General features: G+C 62.0%; 24 protein-coding genes. All 24 read right to left on the bottom strand.

Annotated elements, in window-relative coordinates; all coding sequences use genetic code 11:
* The 24 genes from rpmD to rpsL all read right to left on the bottom strand — a co-directional run bounded on the left by rpmD (position 1) and on the right by rpsL (position 13,765).
* A complete protein-coding gene (gene rpmD, locus EBB59_RS10560; RefSeq protein WP_122102118.1) occupies positions 1 to 195 on the bottom strand; it encodes a 50S ribosomal protein L30 in 195 nt (64 codons plus the stop codon).
* A complete protein-coding gene (gene rpsE / locus EBB59_RS10555) occupies positions 182 to 730 on the bottom strand; it encodes a 30S ribosomal protein S5 (protein WP_122102117.1) in 549 nt (182 codons plus the stop codon). Before rpsE ends, rpmD begins: the two co-directional genes overlap by 14 nt.
* A 101-nt stretch (positions 731 to 831) precedes the next feature.
* Entirely contained in the window at positions 832 to 1,185 is a 354-nt protein-coding gene (gene rplR, locus EBB59_RS10550; RefSeq protein ID WP_122102116.1) for a 50S ribosomal protein L18, read from the bottom strand.
* A gap of 29 nt (positions 1,186 to 1,214) precedes the next feature.
* Positions 1,215 to 1,742 (bottom strand): 50S ribosomal protein L6, encoded by a 528-nt coding sequence (gene rplF / locus EBB59_RS10545; protein WP_122102115.1) that lies wholly within the window; start codon positions 1,740 to 1,742, stop codon positions 1,215 to 1,217.
* A gap of 10 nt (positions 1,743 to 1,752) precedes the next feature.
* Positions 1,753 to 2,151 carry a 30S ribosomal protein S8 gene (rpsH, locus tag EBB59_RS10540; RefSeq protein WP_122102114.1) on the bottom strand — a complete coding sequence of 133 codons (399 nt, stop codon included), beginning with the start codon at positions 2,149 to 2,151 and terminating at the stop codon, positions 1,753 to 1,755.
* A gap of 150 nt (positions 2,152 to 2,301) precedes the next feature.
* Complete coding sequence (gene rpsN / locus EBB59_RS10535) at positions 2,302 to 2,607, bottom strand: 30S ribosomal protein S14 (protein ID WP_122102113.1); 306 nt, start codon at positions 2,605 to 2,607, stop codon at positions 2,302 to 2,304.
* Positions 2,608 to 2,620: 13 nt separating this feature from the next.
* Entirely contained in the window at positions 2,621 to 3,160 is a 540-nt protein-coding gene (rplE, locus tag EBB59_RS10530) for a 50S ribosomal protein L5 (RefSeq protein ID WP_122102112.1), read from the bottom strand.
* Positions 3,161 to 3,171: 11 nt separating this feature from the next.
* Positions 3,172 to 3,486 carry a 50S ribosomal protein L24 gene (rplX, locus tag EBB59_RS10525; RefSeq protein WP_122102111.1) on the bottom strand — a complete coding sequence of 105 codons (315 nt, stop codon included), beginning with the start codon at positions 3,484 to 3,486 and terminating at the stop codon, positions 3,172 to 3,174.
* Between the two features lie 13 nt (positions 3,487 to 3,499).
* Positions 3,500 to 3,868 carry a 50S ribosomal protein L14 gene (rplN, locus tag EBB59_RS10520; RefSeq protein ID WP_122102110.1) on the bottom strand — a complete coding sequence of 123 codons (369 nt, stop codon included), beginning with the start codon at positions 3,866 to 3,868 and terminating at the stop codon, positions 3,500 to 3,502.
* Between the two features lie 14 nt (positions 3,869 to 3,882).
* Complete coding sequence (gene rpsQ, locus EBB59_RS10515; protein ID WP_425451827.1) at positions 3,883 to 4,146, bottom strand: 30S ribosomal protein S17; 264 nt, start codon at positions 4,144 to 4,146, stop codon at positions 3,883 to 3,885.
* Positions 4,147 to 4,160: 14 nt separating this feature from the next.
* A complete protein-coding gene (gene rpmC / locus EBB59_RS10510; protein WP_122102108.1) occupies positions 4,161 to 4,349 on the bottom strand; it encodes a 50S ribosomal protein L29 in 189 nt (62 codons plus the stop codon).
* Entirely contained in the window at positions 4,349 to 4,762 is a 414-nt protein-coding gene (gene rplP / locus EBB59_RS10505; protein ID WP_122102107.1) for a 50S ribosomal protein L16, read from the bottom strand. The genes rpmC and rplP overlap by 1 nt, the downstream gene beginning before the upstream one ends.
* Positions 4,763 to 4,764: 2 nt before the next feature.
* The gene (gene rpsC / locus EBB59_RS10500) at positions 4,765 to 5,499 is read right to left on the bottom strand and encodes a 30S ribosomal protein S3 (protein ID WP_122102106.1); all 735 of its coding nucleotides are present in this window, start codon (positions 5,497 to 5,499) and stop codon (positions 4,765 to 4,767) included.
* 2 nt (positions 5,500 to 5,501) lie between these two features.
* The gene (rplV, locus tag EBB59_RS10495; protein ID WP_122102105.1) at positions 5,502 to 5,837 is read right to left on the bottom strand and encodes a 50S ribosomal protein L22; all 336 of its coding nucleotides are present in this window, start codon (positions 5,835 to 5,837) and stop codon (positions 5,502 to 5,504) included.
* A 10-nt stretch (positions 5,838 to 5,847) separates the two neighbouring features.
* Complete coding sequence (rpsS, locus tag EBB59_RS10490; protein ID WP_122102104.1) at positions 5,848 to 6,117, bottom strand: 30S ribosomal protein S19; 270 nt, start codon at positions 6,115 to 6,117, stop codon at positions 5,848 to 5,850.
* 6 nt (positions 6,118 to 6,123) lie between these two features.
* Positions 6,124 to 6,951 carry a 50S ribosomal protein L2 gene (rplB, locus tag EBB59_RS10485; protein ID WP_122102103.1) on the bottom strand — a complete coding sequence of 276 codons (828 nt, stop codon included), beginning with the start codon at positions 6,949 to 6,951 and terminating at the stop codon, positions 6,124 to 6,126.
* Between the two features lie 10 nt (positions 6,952 to 6,961).
* Complete coding sequence (gene rplW / locus EBB59_RS10480; protein WP_122102102.1) at positions 6,962 to 7,255, bottom strand: 50S ribosomal protein L23; 294 nt, start codon at positions 7,253 to 7,255, stop codon at positions 6,962 to 6,964.
* Positions 7,252 to 7,857: a 50S ribosomal protein L4 gene (gene rplD / locus EBB59_RS10475; protein WP_122102101.1), complete on the bottom strand. Its 606-nt coding sequence runs from the start codon at positions 7,855 to 7,857 to the stop codon at positions 7,252 to 7,254. The genes rplW and rplD overlap by 4 nt, the downstream gene beginning before the upstream one ends.
* Before the next feature lie 2 nt (positions 7,858 to 7,859).
* Positions 7,860 to 8,516: a 50S ribosomal protein L3 gene (gene rplC / locus EBB59_RS10470; protein ID WP_122102100.1), complete on the bottom strand. Its 657-nt coding sequence runs from the start codon at positions 8,514 to 8,516 to the stop codon at positions 7,860 to 7,862.
* 10 nt (positions 8,517 to 8,526) lie between these two features.
* A complete protein-coding gene (gene rpsJ, locus EBB59_RS10465) occupies positions 8,527 to 8,838 on the bottom strand; it encodes a 30S ribosomal protein S10 (RefSeq protein ID WP_100308818.1) in 312 nt (103 codons plus the stop codon).
* A 438-nt stretch (positions 8,839 to 9,276) separates the two neighbouring features.
* Entirely contained in the window at positions 9,277 to 10,467 is a 1,191-nt protein-coding gene (gene tuf, locus EBB59_RS10460) for an elongation factor Tu (protein WP_122102088.1), read from the bottom strand.
* 72 nt (positions 10,468 to 10,539) lie between these two features.
* Positions 10,540 to 12,636 (bottom strand): elongation factor G, encoded by a 2,097-nt coding sequence (gene fusA, locus EBB59_RS10455; RefSeq protein ID WP_122102099.1) that lies wholly within the window; start codon positions 12,634 to 12,636, stop codon positions 10,540 to 10,542.
* 187 nt (positions 12,637 to 12,823) lie between these two features.
* A complete protein-coding gene (rpsG, locus tag EBB59_RS10450) occupies positions 12,824 to 13,291 on the bottom strand; it encodes a 30S ribosomal protein S7 (RefSeq protein WP_122102098.1) in 468 nt (155 codons plus the stop codon).
* Between the two features lie 99 nt (positions 13,292 to 13,390).
* A complete protein-coding gene (gene rpsL / locus EBB59_RS10445; protein ID WP_122102097.1) occupies positions 13,391 to 13,765 on the bottom strand; it encodes a 30S ribosomal protein S12 in 375 nt (124 codons plus the stop codon).
* Positions 13,766 to 13,854: the final 89 nt, after the last annotated feature.

Below are 13,854 nucleotides of genomic sequence, written 5' to 3'. Positions count from 1 at the left end.
TTACTCCTCCACCTTCACCAGGTAGTGGACCTTGTTGATCAGACCACGAACCTGCGGGCTGTCTTTGAGTTCGCGCACATCGTTGAGCTTGTTAAGGCCGAGCGCGCGCACCGACAGGCGATGCTTGGCCTGCGAACCACGCAGGCCCTTGACCAAGCGCACCTTCACGGTGCCGTTGCTGTTATTGCTGGACATGGAGGATCTCCTCGACCTTCTTGCCACGCTTGGCGGCAATGTTGGCAGGCGAATGCATCGCTGTCAGGCCCTTCAAGGTAGCGCGCACCAGGTTGATGGGGTTGCGCGAACCAGTGGCCTTGGCCAGCACGTTCTTCACCCCGACTGCTTCCAGCACGGCGCGCATCGCGCCGCCGGCGATGACGCCGGTACCTTCGGAGGCGGGCTGCATGTACACGCGCGCGGCGCCGTGACCGGACTTGACCGAATGCCACAAGGTGCCGTTGTTGAGATCCACGGCCTTCAGGCTCTTGCGGGCCTGCTCCATCGACTTCTGGATGGCGACCGGCACTTCGCGCGCCTTGCCGTACCCGAAGCCCACCCTGCCATTGCCGTCGCCAACCACGGTCAGTGCGGTGAAGGTGAACTGACGGCCGCCTTTCACGGTCTTGCTGACGCGGTTGACCGCGACCAGCTTTTCGATCATGCCATCGTCGATTTCTTCGCGGGGCGCGCGATCACGATCGCGGCCACGCCCTTGACGTTCTTCTGCCATTTCGATTTCTCTCGTTGAATTTACTTGCGGCGGTGCCGCTTATCGTTGTGGTGTATAGCCATGAGGCGGAGCGACGGCATGAAACCGTCGCCCGGAAACGATCAAAATTGTAGACCGGCCTCGCGGGCGGCATCGGCCAAAGCCTTGATGCGGCCGTGGTAGCGATAGCCCGAGCGATCGAAGGCGACGGCTTCGACACCCGCGGCTTTGGCCCGCTCGCCAATCAGGCGACCGACCTTGGCCGCTGCTTCGACGTTCTTGCCGTTCTTCAAGCCTTCCATGACATCTGCCTGGGTGGTCGAGGCCGAAGCCAGCACCTTCGAACCATCGGCAGAAAACAATTGGGCATACAGGTGCTGACCGGTGCGCAACACCGACAGGCGCGGCACGCCGAGTTTGCGGATGTGAGCGCGCGTGCTCTTGGCGCGGCGCAGACGGGCGGATTTCTTGTCCATTTCTTTTCTCCAGGAGCTGAAGGCGTGCGTTACGCCTTCTTGGCTTCCTTGCGGATGATGACTTCGTCGGAATACTTCACGCCTTTGCCCTTGTACGGCTCCGGCGGGCGATAACCGCGGATCTTGGCGGCAACCTCACCGACCTGCTGCTTATCGGCACCGGCCACGACGATTTCGGTCTGGCTCGGGGTGCTGATGGTGATACCTTCCGGGGTTTTGAACAGCACCGGATGCGAAAAGCCCAGGCTGAGATTCAAGTCCTTGCCCTGCATCGCGGCGCGATAACCCACGCCGACCAGCTCCAGCTTGCGCTCGAAACCCTCGGACACGCCCTTCACCATGTTGGCGAGGATGGCGCGCAGGGTGCCGGTCATCGCGATGCGATCCGGCGAAGCCGCGCTAAGTGCGATCTCGTTGTTCTCGACCGTCATCTCAATGCCTTCGGGCTGGGTGATGGACAGATCGCCCTTGCTTCCCTTGACGCTGATCAGACCATTGTCACTCTTGATTTCCACACCCTTCGGCAGGGCGATAGGCTTCTTGGCTACACGGGACATGCTGCTCTCCTTAGGCCACGAAGCACAGGACTTCGCCGCCGACGCCCTGCTGGCGCGCCTGCGAGTCGGTCATGATGCCCTTCGAAGTGGAAACGATGGCGATACCAAGGCCACCAAGCACCTTGGGCAGATCGTTCTTGCCGCGGTACTGGCGCAAGCCCGAGCGCGAGACACGCTTCAAGGTCTCGATGACCGGCTTGCCCTGGAAATATTTCAGCTCGATTTCGAGGTCGGCCTTGCCGCCGCCGAGATCGTTGACGCGATGACCAGCGATGTAGCCCTCGCCCTTGAGGACGTCGGCAATGGCGATCTTGGTCTTGGAGGACGGCATTTTCACCGTCGGCTTGCCGACCGCGGCCGCATTCTTGATGCGGACCAGCATGTCGGCGATGGGATCAGTCATGCTCATGTAAAAATCCTTGAGTCAGCACCGATATCCGCTTTCGCAGAAATCTGGGGATGGAAAATTTCCGATGAAGACACCCGGTTGGTGAAGCCAACCGGGATCGACAATTAGGAAGTCGCACATTGTGGCCTGGATTACACCAAGCCGCAAGTCTTACCAGGAAGCCTTGCGCAAGCCCGGCACGTCGCCACGCATCGTGGCTTCGCGCAGCTTGTTGCGGCCCAGACCGAACTTGCTGTAGACGCCCTTCGGGCGACCGGTCAGCACGCAGCGGCTGGTCTGGCGGGAAGCGGACGAATCGCGTGGCAATTTCTGCAACTTGACCGAGGCTTCCATCTTTTCTTCGTAGCTCGCGTCCTGGCTTTTCAGGATTTTCTTCAGCGCCTCGCGCTTGTCGGCATACTTCTTGACAAGCTTGGTACGCTTCAGATCGCGGTTGATCATGCTGGTCTTGGCCATGTCTCTCTCTCGATCAGCGGAACGGGAAGCGGAAGGCTTCAAGCAGCGCCTTGGCTTCTTCGTTGGTCTTGGCGGTGGTGGTGATGGCGATATCCATGCCGCGGACCGCATCGACGGCGTCGAAGTCGATTTCCGGGAAGATGATCTGTTCCTTCACACCCATGTTGAAGTTGCCGCGACCATCGAACGAACGGCCGGAGACGCCGCGGAAGTCGCGAACGCGCGGCAACGAAATGTTGATCAGGCGGTCAAGGAACTCGTACATGTGAGCACGACGCAGAGTCACCTTGCAGCCGATCGGCCAACCGTCGCGGATTTTGAACGAGGCCACCGAAATGCGGGACTTGGTCACCACCGGTTTCTGGCCGGAGATCTTGGCCATGTCGGCCACGGCATTCTCCAGCACCTTCTTGTTGGTGGCCGCCTCGCCCACGCCCATGTTGAGCGTGATCTTGCTGATTTTCGGCACCTGCATCGGATTGGTGTAGCCAAAACGCTTCATCAGCGCGGGCACCACTTCTTCCTTGTAGATTTTTTCCAGTCGCGTGGTCATTGCTTCATTCCTCAGGCGTCAACCGCCTCGTCGCTGGAGCGGAACACGCGCAATTTGCGTCCATCCTCCAGCACCTTTGTCTTGATGCGCTCCCCCTTGCCGGTGGCCGGGTTGAGCAGCATCACGTTGGAAACATGGATCGAGGCCTCGCGCTCGACGACGCCGCCAGCCTGACCGGCTTGCGGGTTCGGCTTGGTATGGCGCTTGACCATGTTGATGTTGGACACGACCACGCGGTCGCCCAGGACACGAATGACGTCGCCCTTCTTGCCCTTGTCCTTGCCGGTGATGACGACGACCTGGTCGCCCTTCTTGATGCGATTCATGGTGTCCTCCGGCTCACAGCACTTCGGGTGCGAGCGAAACGATCTTCATGAACTTCTCGGAGCGCAGTTCGCGCGTCACCGGCCCGAAGATGCGGGTACCGATCGGTTCATGCTTGTTGTTGAGCAGCACGGCGGCGTTGCCGTCGAAGCGAATCAGGCTGCCATCGGCGCGACGCACGCCCTTGCGGGTGCGCACGACCACGGCGTTGTAGACCTCGCCCTTCTTCACCTTGCCACGCGGAATGGCTTCCTTCACCGACACCTTGATGATGTCGCCGATGCCGGCATAGCGGCGCTTGGAGCCGCCGAGCACCTTGATGCACATGACTTCCTTGGCACCGGAGTTGTCGGCAACGTCGAGGTGGCTTTGCATCTGGATCATGGTCTGGCCTCCTCTTATTCAGCTGCGTGGGCGAGCACTTCGACCACCCGCCAGTTCTTGGTTTTGGACATCGGAGCACATTCGACGATGCGCACGAGATCGCCTTCCTTGCAGGCGTTCTCGGCATCGTGGGCGTGCAACTTGGTGGAGCGACGGATGTACTTGCCGTACAACGCGTGCTTGACGTGACGCTCGACGAGCACCGTCACCGTCTTGTCCATCTTGTTGCTGACCACGCGGCCTTCGACCGTGTGCTGCTTTTTATCAGTGTTGTTCATGGTCATTCCTGTGGTTACTGCCCAGCGGCGCCGAGCAGCATCTTGACGCGTGCAATGTCGCGGCGAACGCGACGCACGTCGTGGGTCTTGGCCAGCTGACCGGTAGCCTTCTGCATGCGCAGGGAGAATTGCTCCTTCTGCAAATCGAGCAGGTGGGCCTTAAGGTCGGCGGGCGACTTTTGGCGAAGTTCGTTCAGTTCCATCAGCGCACCGTCCGGGTCACGAATTGAGTGGTGACCGAAAGCTTGGCTGAGGCCAGGCGGAATGCTTCGCGCGCCATTTCCTCGCTGACGCCTTCGATCTCGTAGATCATGCGGCCGGGCTGGATCTGGGCGACCCAGTACTCGACGTTACCTTTACCCGAGCCCATGCGGACTTCGATCGGCTTCTGGGTGATCGGCTTGTCGGGGAACACCCGGATCCACATCTTGCCGCCACGCTTGACGTAACGGCTGATGGCGCGACGCGCCGCCTCGATCTGACGGGCGGTGAGGCGACCGGTCTGCGTCGCACGCAGGCCATATTCGCCGAACGACACCGCGTTGGCGCTCCACGACAGACCTTCGTTACGGCCCTTGTGTTGCTTGCGGTACTTGGTACGTTTGGGTTGCAACATGATTAACCCCTCGCTTCACGCTCGCCGCGCGGCTGGCGCGGGCCGCGAGCCGGACGCTCGCTGCGCTCGTTGCGCGGCTCTTCGTTCTTCTCCTGGCCCACTTGGGAGAAATCGAAGATTTCGCCCTTGTAGATCCAGACCTTGATGCCGATCACACCATAGGTGGTGTGGGCTTCGGCAAAGCCGTAATCGATGTCCGCGCGCAGGGTGTGCAGTGGCACGCGGCCTTCGCGGTACCACTCCGAACGGGCGATTTCGGCACCGTTCAAGCGGCCGGCCACGTTGACCTTGATGCCGAGCGCGCCGAGGCGCATCGCATTGCCGACAGCGCGCTTCATCGCGCGGCGGAACATGATGCGACGCTCCAACTGCTGAGCGATCGATTCGGCCACCAACTGGGCGTCCAGCTCCGGCTTTCGCACTTCGGTGACGTTGATGTGGGCGGGCACGCCCATCATTTCCGACACGTCCTTGCGCAGCTTCTCGATATCTTCGCCGCGCTTGCCGATCACCACGCCCGGACGGGCGGTATGGATGGTCACGCGCGCTGACTTGGTCGGGCGCTCGATGGTGATCTTGCTGATGCCGGCGGAGGCCAGCTTCTTGCGTAGCATGTCGCGGACCTTGAGATCCGCGGCCAGGAATTCGGCATATTCCTTCTTGCCCGCATACCACTTGCTGTTCCAGTCCTTGGCGATGCCAAGGCGGATGCCGACGGGATTGACTTTATGACCCATGATTACTTGCCCTCGCCGACGACGATGGTGATGTGGCTGGTGCGCTTCAGGATGCGGGTACCCCGCCCCTTCGCCCGCGCCATAAAGCGCTTCAGCGTGGGCCCCTCGTCGACCATGATGGTCTTGACCTTGAGCGCATCGGCATCGGCGCCGACGTTGTTCTCGGCATTTGAAACCGCCGACCACAACAACTTGTGGATCATGGCCGCGGCTTTCTTGTCGCTGAATTTCAGCAAATCGAGAGCGCGGGCGGCGGGAAGGCCGCGCACCTGGTCGGCGACCAGACGGGCCTTCTGTGGGGAGATACGCGCGGTGCGCAGGACTGCTTTAGCTTCCATGGTCATCTCCTTACTTCGACTTCTTGTCGCCGCCGTGACCCTTGAAGGTACGGGTCAACGCGAATTCGCCGAGCTTGTGGCCCACCATGTTTTCGTTGACCAGCACCGGCACGTGATTCCTACCGTTGTGGACAGCGATGGTGAAGCCCACCATTTCCGGCAGGATCATCGAGCGACGCGACCAGGTCTTGATCGGCTTTTTGGTGTTGCTGCCCGCGGCCTCCACCTTCTTGACGAGGTGGTGATCAACGAACGGGCCTTTCTTGAGTGAACGTGCCATGGCCTATCAGCTCCTGCGATCGCGCACGATGAACTTCTGCGTGCGCTTGTTCTTGCGGGTCTTGTAACCCTTGGTCGGGACGCCCCACGGGGTGACCGGATGCGGGTTGCCCTGGCCGGCCTTGGCCTCGCCACCGCCGTGCGGATGGTCGACCGGGTTCATGACGACACCGCGGACAGTCGGACGGATACCGCGCCAGCGCTTGGCGCCCGCCTTGCCCAACTTCTCGAGGTTGTGCTCGACGTTACCGACTTCGCCAATGGTGGCGCGGCATTCGACCGGCACCTTGCGCATCTCGCCGGAGCGCAGGCGCAGCGTGGCATAGCCTTGCTCGCGGGCGATCAACTGGACACCGGCACCTGCGGCGCGCGCCATCTGGGCGCCCTTGCCCGGCTTCATCTCAACACAATGCACCACGGTGCCGACCGGGATGTTGCGCAGCGGCAGGGTGTTGCCGGCACGGATCGGGGCGGACTCGCCGGCCACGACCTGATCGCCGGCCTTCAGACCCTTCGGGGCGATGATGTAACGACGCTCGCCGTCGACGTATAGCAGCAACGCGATGTGCGCGGTACGGTTCGGGTCATATTCGATCCGCTCGACCTTCGCCGGAATGGTTTCCTTGTCGCGCTTGAAGTCGATGGTCCGATAGTGCTGCTTGTGACCACCGCCGATATGGCGGGTGGTGATGCGGCCGTGGTGGTTGCGACCACCCGTCTTGCCCTTCTTCTCCACCAGCGGCGCGTACGGCGCCCCCTTGTGCAGGTCGGGCGTGACCACGCGAACCGCGCTACGGCGGCCAGCGGAGGTCGGCTTGAAAGTCATCAAAGGCATGGTGAGCTCCTTAGGCCTTCGCCGTCACGTCGATGGTCTGGCCTTCGGCCAGCTTGACGTAGGCCTTGCGCCAGTCGTTGCGGCGACCCATGCGCGAACGGAAAGCCTTGGCCTTACCCTTCACGTTGACCACATTCACCGATTCGACCTTGACGTCGAAGATCTGCTCCACGGCAGCCTTGACGTCGGCCTTGGTGGCGGTGGTCGCCACTTCAAAGACGTACTGATTGGACACTTCCTGCAAGCGCGCGGTCTTTTCAGACACGCGCGGCGCACGGATCACTTCGTAAACATTGGTGGTCATGCCAGCCACTCCTCGATCTTCTTCACCGCATCGGCGGTCATCACCACCGAGTCGGAACCCACCAGCGAGACCGGGTCCAGGCCCTGCACATCACGCACTTCCACGTACGGCAGATTGCGCGCGGCGAGGTACAGCGATTCACTGGCGTCCTCGACGACCAGCAGCGGACGCTTGCCGACTTCGAGGTCGGCCAGCTTGGCCACCAGCCCCTTGGTCTTGGGCGAATCGACTTCGATCGCATCGATGACCGTCAGGCGCTCCTGACGGTTCAGCTCCGACAGGATGGCGGCCATCGCGGCACGATACATCTTGCGGTTGACCTTCTGCGCGAAGCTGCGCGGCTTGGCCGCGAAAGTCACGCCGCCGCCGACAAAGATCGGCGCGGTCAGGGCGCCATGACGGGCACCGCCGCCTTTCTGCTTCTTCGACTTCTTGGTGGTGCCGGCGACTTCCGAGCGCGTCTTCTGCGCCTTGGTTCCGGCACGACCGGCATTGCGGTAGGCAACGACGACCTGATGAACGAGATCTTCGGAAAACTCGCGGCCGAATACGGCTTCGGAGACCGACACCTTATTGCCACTACCTTTGATGGTCAGTTCCATGCTCATGCTCCCTTGCTGGCCGGACGCACGATGACATCGCCACCCGGCGCACCCGGCACGGCACCGCGCACGGCGATCAAGCCACGCTCGGCATCAACCTTGACCACTTGCAGATTCTGCGTGGTCTGCACATCGGCACCCATGTGGCCGGACATCTTCTTGCCCGGGAACACGCGACCCGGCGTCTGGCGCTGGCCGATCGAACCCGGCGCACGATGTGACAGCGAGTTACCGTGGGTGGCGTCGCCCATGGTGAAGTTCCAGCGCTTGATGGTGCCCTGGAAGCCCTTGCCCTTGGTCACGCCCTGCACGTCGACCATCTGGCCTTCGGCAAAAATGTCGGCCTTGATTTCGCCGCCGATTTCGAAATCGGCCAGCTTCTCGTCGGCGACACGGAATTCCCACAGGCCGCGGCCGGCTTCGACCTTGGCCTTGGCCAGGTGCCCCGCACCCGCCTTGCTGATCAAGGCTGCGCGCTTGATGCCGGCGGTGACCTGCACGGCGCTATAGCCGTCGTTCTCGACGGTCTTGATCTGGGTGATGCGATTCGGAGTGGCCTCGATCAGCGTCACCGGCACGGACTTACCGTCCTCGGTGAAGACGCGGCTCATGCCCGCCTTGCGGCCGACCAGGCCCAGGTTATGGATTTTCGTCGACATGATGGCTTCCTCAGGTCAACTTGATCTGGACGTCGACGCCAGCCGCGAGTTCGAGCTTCATCAGCGCGTCCACGGTCTTGTCGTTGGGATCGACGATATCGAGCACGCGTTTGTGCGTGCGGGTCTCGTACTGGTCGCGCGCGTCCTTGTCGACGTGTGGCGAAACCAGGACGGTATAGCGTTCGGTCTTGGTCGGCAGCGGGATCGGGCCGCGCACCTGCGCACCGGTCCGCTTGGCCGTCTCGACGATCTCGCTGGCCGAGCGATCGATCAGGCGATGATCGAAGGCCTTCAGCCGAATGCGGATTTTTTGGTCCGTCATGACGGAAATTCCTTAAGGTAGGTCTAAAGAGCGACAGGCATGGCAACTGGATGTGCCATGCCCCGTTGTTGCGACACCACAGCTTGCGCTGCGGCCATGCGCGGTACAGCAATCCCTCAAACGACAAGGCGGCCCGGTTGCCCGGCCCGCCCAGACTAAAAACGTACACGCGAAACACCCGATCTTGACGGATGAGCCACGCAACCTGTCCTTGTCTGGCGAATACGAAGTGCTTCCTGCCCTTCATTTCGCTGGCTGCGGCTCACGTGAATCCACGCCACCGCAAGAAGCCTCGCATTCTGGCAGGATTTTCTGCGCGATGCAAGGCTTTGATTGAAAAATATTTTTAAGACCCGACGCCGGAAGAACCCGGCGTCGGGGAGTTGACACGTTGGATACGCCACCCCGCGCCGATCACGACGCGGGGGCGAAGAAGGATTACTTCAATATTTTGGCGACCACGCCCGCGCCGACGGTACGACCGCCTTCGCGAATCGCGAAACGAAGCCCTTCGTCCATCGCCACCGGGTTGATCAGGCTCACCTTCATCTTCACGTTGTCACCCGGCATCACCATCTCCGTGCCCTCGGGCAACTCCACCGCACCCGTAATGTCCGTCGTGCGGAAGTAAAACTGCGGACGGTAACCCTTGAAGAACGGCGTGTGACGACCACCCTCGTCCTTCGACAGCACATACACCTCCGCCTCGAAGTCCGTGTGCGGCGTGATCGAACCCGGCTTGCACAGCACCTGCCCGCGCTCCACTTCGTCACGCTTCGTGCCGCGAAGCAGCAGACCCGCGTTGTCGCCCGCCTGCCCCTGATCCAGCATCTTCCGGAACATCTCCACGCCCGTCACCGTCGTCTTCGCGGTCGGACGGATGCCGACGATTTCGATCTCGTCGCCCACCTTGATGATCCCGCGCTCGATACGTCCCGTCACCACCGTGCCGCGGCCCGAAATCGAAAACACGTCTTCCACCGGCATCAAGAACGGCTTGTCCACGTCACGCTCCGGCTCCGGAATGTAGGTGTCCAGTGCGTCCACCAGCTTCAGAATCGCAGGCACGCCAATCTCCGACTGGTCGCCTTCCAGCGCCAGACGCGCCGAACCGTGAATGATCGGAGTGTCGTCGCCCGGAAAGTCGTACTTCGACAGCAGCTCGCGCACTTCCATCTCGACCAGTTCCAGCAGCTCGGCGTCGTCCACCATGTCCGCCTTGTTCAGGAACACCACGATGTGCGGCACGCCCACCTGACGCGACAGCAGAATGTGCTCGCGCGTCTGCGGCATCGGGCCGTCGGCCGCCGAGCACACCAGAATCGCGCCGTCCATCTGCGCCGCGCCGGTGATCATGTTCTTCACATAGTCGGCGTGGCCCGGGCAGTCCACATGGGCGTAGTGACGGGTCGGGCTTTCGTATTCCACGTGCGCCGTCGAAATCGTGATCCCGCGCGCCTTCTCTTCTGGTGCCGCGTCGATCGACGAGTAGTCCTTGAACTCACCACCAAAACGTTCCGCGCCCACTTTCGTCAGCGCCGCCGTCAGCGTCGTCTTGCCGTGGTCAACGTGTCCAATCGTGCCCACGTTCACGTGGGGCTTCTTGCGCTCGAACTTTTCCTTTGCCATCTCAGCGATTCCTCATAGTTAATGAATGTGGTTGGTGCAAGCGGGCCGGGACGTCCGCCCCGGCCGCGCTCGTCAGGCCTTTTTCATCGCCGCTTCGGCGATGTTGGCCGGCGCCTCGGCGTAATGATCGAATTCCATCGTGAAGGTGGCGCGACCTTGCGACATCGAACGCAGCGAGGTGGCATAACCGAACATTTCGCCCAGCGGGATCATCGCATTGATGATCTTGCCCGACGGGCTGTCGTCCTGGCCTTGCAGGATACCGCGACGCCGGCTGACATCGCCCATCACGTCGCCAAGGTAATCCTCGGGCGTGACGATCTCGACCTTCATGATCGGCTCCAGCAGCACCGGGCTGGCCTTGTGGAAGCCTTCCTTGAAGCCCATGGAACCGGCGATCTTGAACGCCATTTCCGAGGAGTCGACTTCGTGGTACGAACCATCGACCAGACGCACCTTGATGTCGACGATCGGGTAGCCGGCCAGGATGCCGTTGGCCATCGCCTCCTGGATACCCTTGTCGACCGCCGGGATGTATTCCTTCGGCACCACACCGCCGACGATGGCGTTCTCGAACACGTAGCCGTCGCCCGGCTGCTGCGGCTCGATTTCCAGCCACACGTGACCGAACTGGCCCTTACCGCCGGACTGGCGGACGAACTTGCCTTCCGACTTGACCTGCTTGCGGATGGTTTCGCGATAAGCCACCTGCGGCTTGCCGACATTGGCCTCGACGTTGAACTCGCGCTTCATGCGATCGACGATGATGTCCAGATGCAGCTCGCCCATGCCGGCGATGATGGTCTGGCCGGACTCCTCGTCGGTACGCACGCGGAAGGAGGGATCCTCCTGCGCCAGACGGCCCAGTGCGATGCCCATCTTTTCCTGGTCGGACTTGGTCTTCGGCTCGACCGCCATCGAGATCACCGGCTCCGGGAAGGTCATGCGTTCCAGGATGATCGGCGAATCCTGCGAGCACAGGGTGTCGCCGGTGGTGACGTCCTTCAGGCCCACGGCGGCGGCGATATCGCCAGCCAGCACTTCCTTGATTTCCTCGCGGTTATTGGAGTGCATCTGCAACAGGCGGCCGATGCGCTCCTTCTTGCCCTTGACCGAGTTCAGCACCTGGTCGCCGGCATTGAGCACGCCGGAATAGACGCGGAAGAAGGTCAGCGAGCCCACGAACGGGTCGGTGATGATCTTGAACGCCAGCGCCGAGAACGGCGATTTGTCGCTGGATTCGCGGGACAGCTCCTTGGTTTCGTCATCGACGTCGACGCCACGCACGGCCGGCACATCCACCGGCGAGGGCAGCAGCTTGATCACGCCATCGAGCATAGCCTGCACGCCCTTGTTCTTGAACGCAGAGCCGCAGAACATCGGCACGATCTCGGTCTTCAAGGTGCGTTCGCGCAGCGCATTGACGATTTCGTCCTCGGTCAGCTCCTCGCCCCCGAGATACTTGTCCATGAGCTCCTCGCTGGCTTCGGCCGCGGTCTCGACCATGAAGCTGCGGGCTTCCTCGGCTTGCTCTTGGAGCTCTGCCGGAATGTCGCGGTATTCGAACACCATGCCCTGGCTAGCGGTATCCCAGTGGATCGCCTTCATCTTGAGCAGGTCGACCACGCCCTCGAAGCCGTCTTCCGCACCGATCGGCACCTGCATCGGCACCGGCACCGCACCCAGGCGCGACTTCAGCTGGTCACGCACCTTGAAGAAGTTGGCACCGGTACGGTCCATCTTGTTGACGAAGGCGATGCGCGGCACGCTGTATTTGTTGGCCTGGCGCCACACGGTTTCCGACTGCGGCTGCACGCCGCCCACGGCGCAGAGCACGAATACCGCGCCATCGAGCACGCGCAAGGAACGCTCCACCTCGATGGTGAAGTCCACGTGCCCGGGGGTATCGATGATGTTGAAGCGGTGCTCCGGCATGGATTTATCCATGCCCTTCCAGAACGCCGTGGTAGCCGCCGACTGGATGGTGATGCCGCGCTCCTGCTCCTGCTCCATCCAGTCCATGGTGGCCGCGCCGTCGTGGACTTCTCCGAGCTTATGGCTCTTGCCGGTATAGAACAGGATGCGCTCGGACGTGGTGGTCTTGCCGGCATCGATATGAGCCATGATGCCGAAGTTGCGGTAACGCTCGATGGGAGTGGTGCGGGCCACGGTCGTCTCTCTTTGTTTGCTTGGATGCCCGAAAAAACCGGGCTTTCAGATGGCCGGACGCCGCCCCTGGGGCGGCATCCGGATGAATTCGCGGGAAACGCGGTGGAAACGGGTTTTCCGCGATGCATTCACCGGCGATGCCGATAACTGCCACGGGTCGCAATGATATGCGACCCGCGTGACGCGATCACCAGCGGAAGTGCGCGAACGCCTTGTTGGCCTCGGCCATGCGGTGGGTTTCCTCGCGCTTCTTGATCGCGCCGCCACGGTTTTCCGAGGCGTCCAGCAATTCGGCGGCCAGCTTGCGCGGCATCGAGTTTTCACCGCGCTTGCGAGCGGATTCGATCAGCCAGCGCATCGCCAGCGCCATGCGGCGGGAGGCGCGCACTTCGACCGGCACCTGATAGGTGGCGCCGCCGACGCGACGGGACTTCACCTCGACGGTCGGAGCGACGTTGCCGAGCGCTTTCTCGACCAGCTCCAACGGGTTGTCGTTTTTCTGGCCGATGACGTCCATCGCGCCGTAGACGATCTTTTCGGCGACCGACTTCTTACCGCTCTGCATGACCATGTTGATGAAGCGAGCGATGGTTTCGCTACTGTGCTTGGGATCGGGCAGCACCGAACGCTGCGGGGTATTGCCTTTGCGGGACATGTTTCTTCTCGTGTGTCAATGCGCCTGGCGTAGCGCGTGAGCAAATTGCGGGATGACGCGAAAAACCCCGACGCGACGCGCGCGGGGCCGGCACGTCGATCAGCTCTTGGGACGCTTGGCGCCGTACTTGGAGCGACGCTGGCGGCGCTTGGCGACGCCGGCGGCATCGAGCGAGCCGCGCACGGTGTGGTAGCGCACGCCCGGCAGATCCTTGACGCGGCCGCCGCGGATCAGCACCACGCTGTGCTCCTGGAGATTGTGGCCTTCGCCACCGATGTAGGAGATCACTTCGTAACCGTTGGTCAGGCGCACCTTGGCGACCTTGCGCATGGCCGAGTTCGGCTTCTTCGGTGTGGTCGTATAGACGCGGGTGCAGACGCCACGACGCTGCGGGCAGTTTTGTAGCGCCGGCGAGGTGCTCTTGTAGGTTTCAGGGCTGCGCGGCTTGCGCACGAGCTGATTGATGGTTGCCATGCTTGTCCAGATGTATCGGCGGCCCTTGCGTTGTGCGTCGGGCCTGGGGATTTGATCGCCGCCCGTACCCGCCTGGCGGATTCCATGAA

Source organism: Solilutibacter pythonis, assembly GCF_003697345.1.
In the GTDB taxonomy this organism is placed as follows: domain Bacteria; phylum Pseudomonadota; class Gammaproteobacteria; order Xanthomonadales; family Xanthomonadaceae; genus Solilutibacter; species Solilutibacter pythonis.
The sequence above is the reverse complement of the archived record's forward strand: the minus strand, read 5'-3'. Positions and strand labels throughout refer to the sequence as shown.

Excerpts from the sequence above, each read along its gene's own strand:
- rplR (WP_122102116.1), bottom strand. The coding sequence starts at position 1,185 with ATGGACAAGAAATCCGCCCGTCTGCGCCGCGCCAAGAGCACGCGCGCT.
- rplF (WP_122102115.1), bottom strand. The coding sequence starts at position 1,742 with ATGTCCCGTGTAGCCAAGAAGCCTATCGCCCTGCCGAAGGGTGTGGAA.
- rpsJ (WP_100308818.1), bottom strand. The coding sequence starts at position 8,838 with ATGACGGACCAAAAAATCCGCATTCGGCTGAAGGCCTTCGATCATCGC.
- rpsE (WP_122102117.1), bottom strand. The coding sequence starts at position 730 with ATGGCAGAAGAACGTCAAGGGCGTGGCCGCGATCGTGATCGCGCGCCC.
- rpsH (WP_122102114.1), bottom strand. The coding sequence starts at position 2,151 with ATGAGCATGACTGATCCCATCGCCGACATGCTGGTCCGCATCAAGAAT.
- rplD (WP_122102101.1), bottom strand. The coding sequence starts at position 7,857 with ATGGAACTGACCATCAAAGGTAGTGGCAATAAGGTGTCGGTCTCCGAA.
- rpsC (WP_122102106.1), bottom strand. The coding sequence starts at position 5,499 with ATGGGTCATAAAGTCAATCCCGTCGGCATCCGCCTTGGCATCGCCAAG.
- rpsL (WP_122102097.1), bottom strand. The coding sequence starts at position 13,765 with ATGGCAACCATCAATCAGCTCGTGCGCAAGCCGCGCAGCCCTGAAACC.
- rpmC (WP_122102108.1), bottom strand. The coding sequence starts at position 4,349 with ATGGAACTGAACGAACTTCGCCAAAAGTCGCCCGCCGACCTTAAGGCC.
- rplC (WP_122102100.1), bottom strand. The coding sequence starts at position 8,516 with ATGTCGACGAAAATCCATAACCTGGGCCTGGTCGGCCGCAAGGCGGGC.
- rplN (WP_122102110.1), bottom strand. The coding sequence starts at position 3,868 with ATGATCCAGATGCAAAGCCACCTCGACGTTGCCGACAACTCCGGTGCC.
- rplV (WP_122102105.1), bottom strand. The coding sequence starts at position 5,837 with ATGGAAGCTAAAGCAGTCCTGCGCACCGCGCGTATCTCCCCACAGAAG.
- rpmD (WP_122102118.1), bottom strand. The coding sequence starts at position 195 with ATGTCCAGCAATAACAGCAACGGCACCGTGAAGGTGCGCTTGGTCAAG.
- rplX (WP_122102111.1), bottom strand. The coding sequence starts at position 3,486 with ATGAATCGCATCAAGAAGGGCGACCAGGTCGTCGTCATCACCGGCAAG.
- rpsQ (WP_425451827.1), bottom strand. The coding sequence starts at position 4,146 with ATGAACAACACTGATAAAAAGCAGCACACGGTCGAAGGCCGCGTGGTC.
- rpsG (WP_122102098.1), bottom strand. The coding sequence starts at position 13,291 with ATGTCCCGCAAAGGCAATACCCCGCAGCGTTCGGTGCTGCCCGATCCC.
- rplB (WP_122102103.1), bottom strand. The coding sequence starts at position 6,951 with ATGCCTTTGATGACTTTCAAGCCGACCTCCGCTGGCCGCCGTAGCGCG.
- rplP (WP_122102107.1), bottom strand. The coding sequence starts at position 4,762 with ATGTTGCAACCCAAACGTACCAAGTACCGCAAGCAACACAAGGGCCGT.
- rpsN (WP_122102113.1), bottom strand. The coding sequence starts at position 2,607 with ATGGCCAAGACCAGCATGATCAACCGCGATCTGAAGCGTACCAAGCTT.
- tuf (WP_122102088.1), bottom strand. The coding sequence starts at position 10,467 with ATGGCAAAGGAAAAGTTCGAGCGCAAGAAGCCCCACGTGAACGTGGGC.
- rpsS (WP_122102104.1), bottom strand. The coding sequence starts at position 6,117 with ATGGCACGTTCACTCAAGAAAGGCCCGTTCGTTGATCACCACCTCGTC.
- rplW (WP_122102102.1), bottom strand. The coding sequence starts at position 7,255 with ATGACCACCAATGTTTACGAAGTGATCCGTGCGCCGCGCGTGTCTGAA.
- rplE (WP_122102112.1), bottom strand. The coding sequence starts at position 3,160 with ATGACCACGCGACTGGAAAAAATCTACAAGGAAGAAGTGGTGCCCGCG.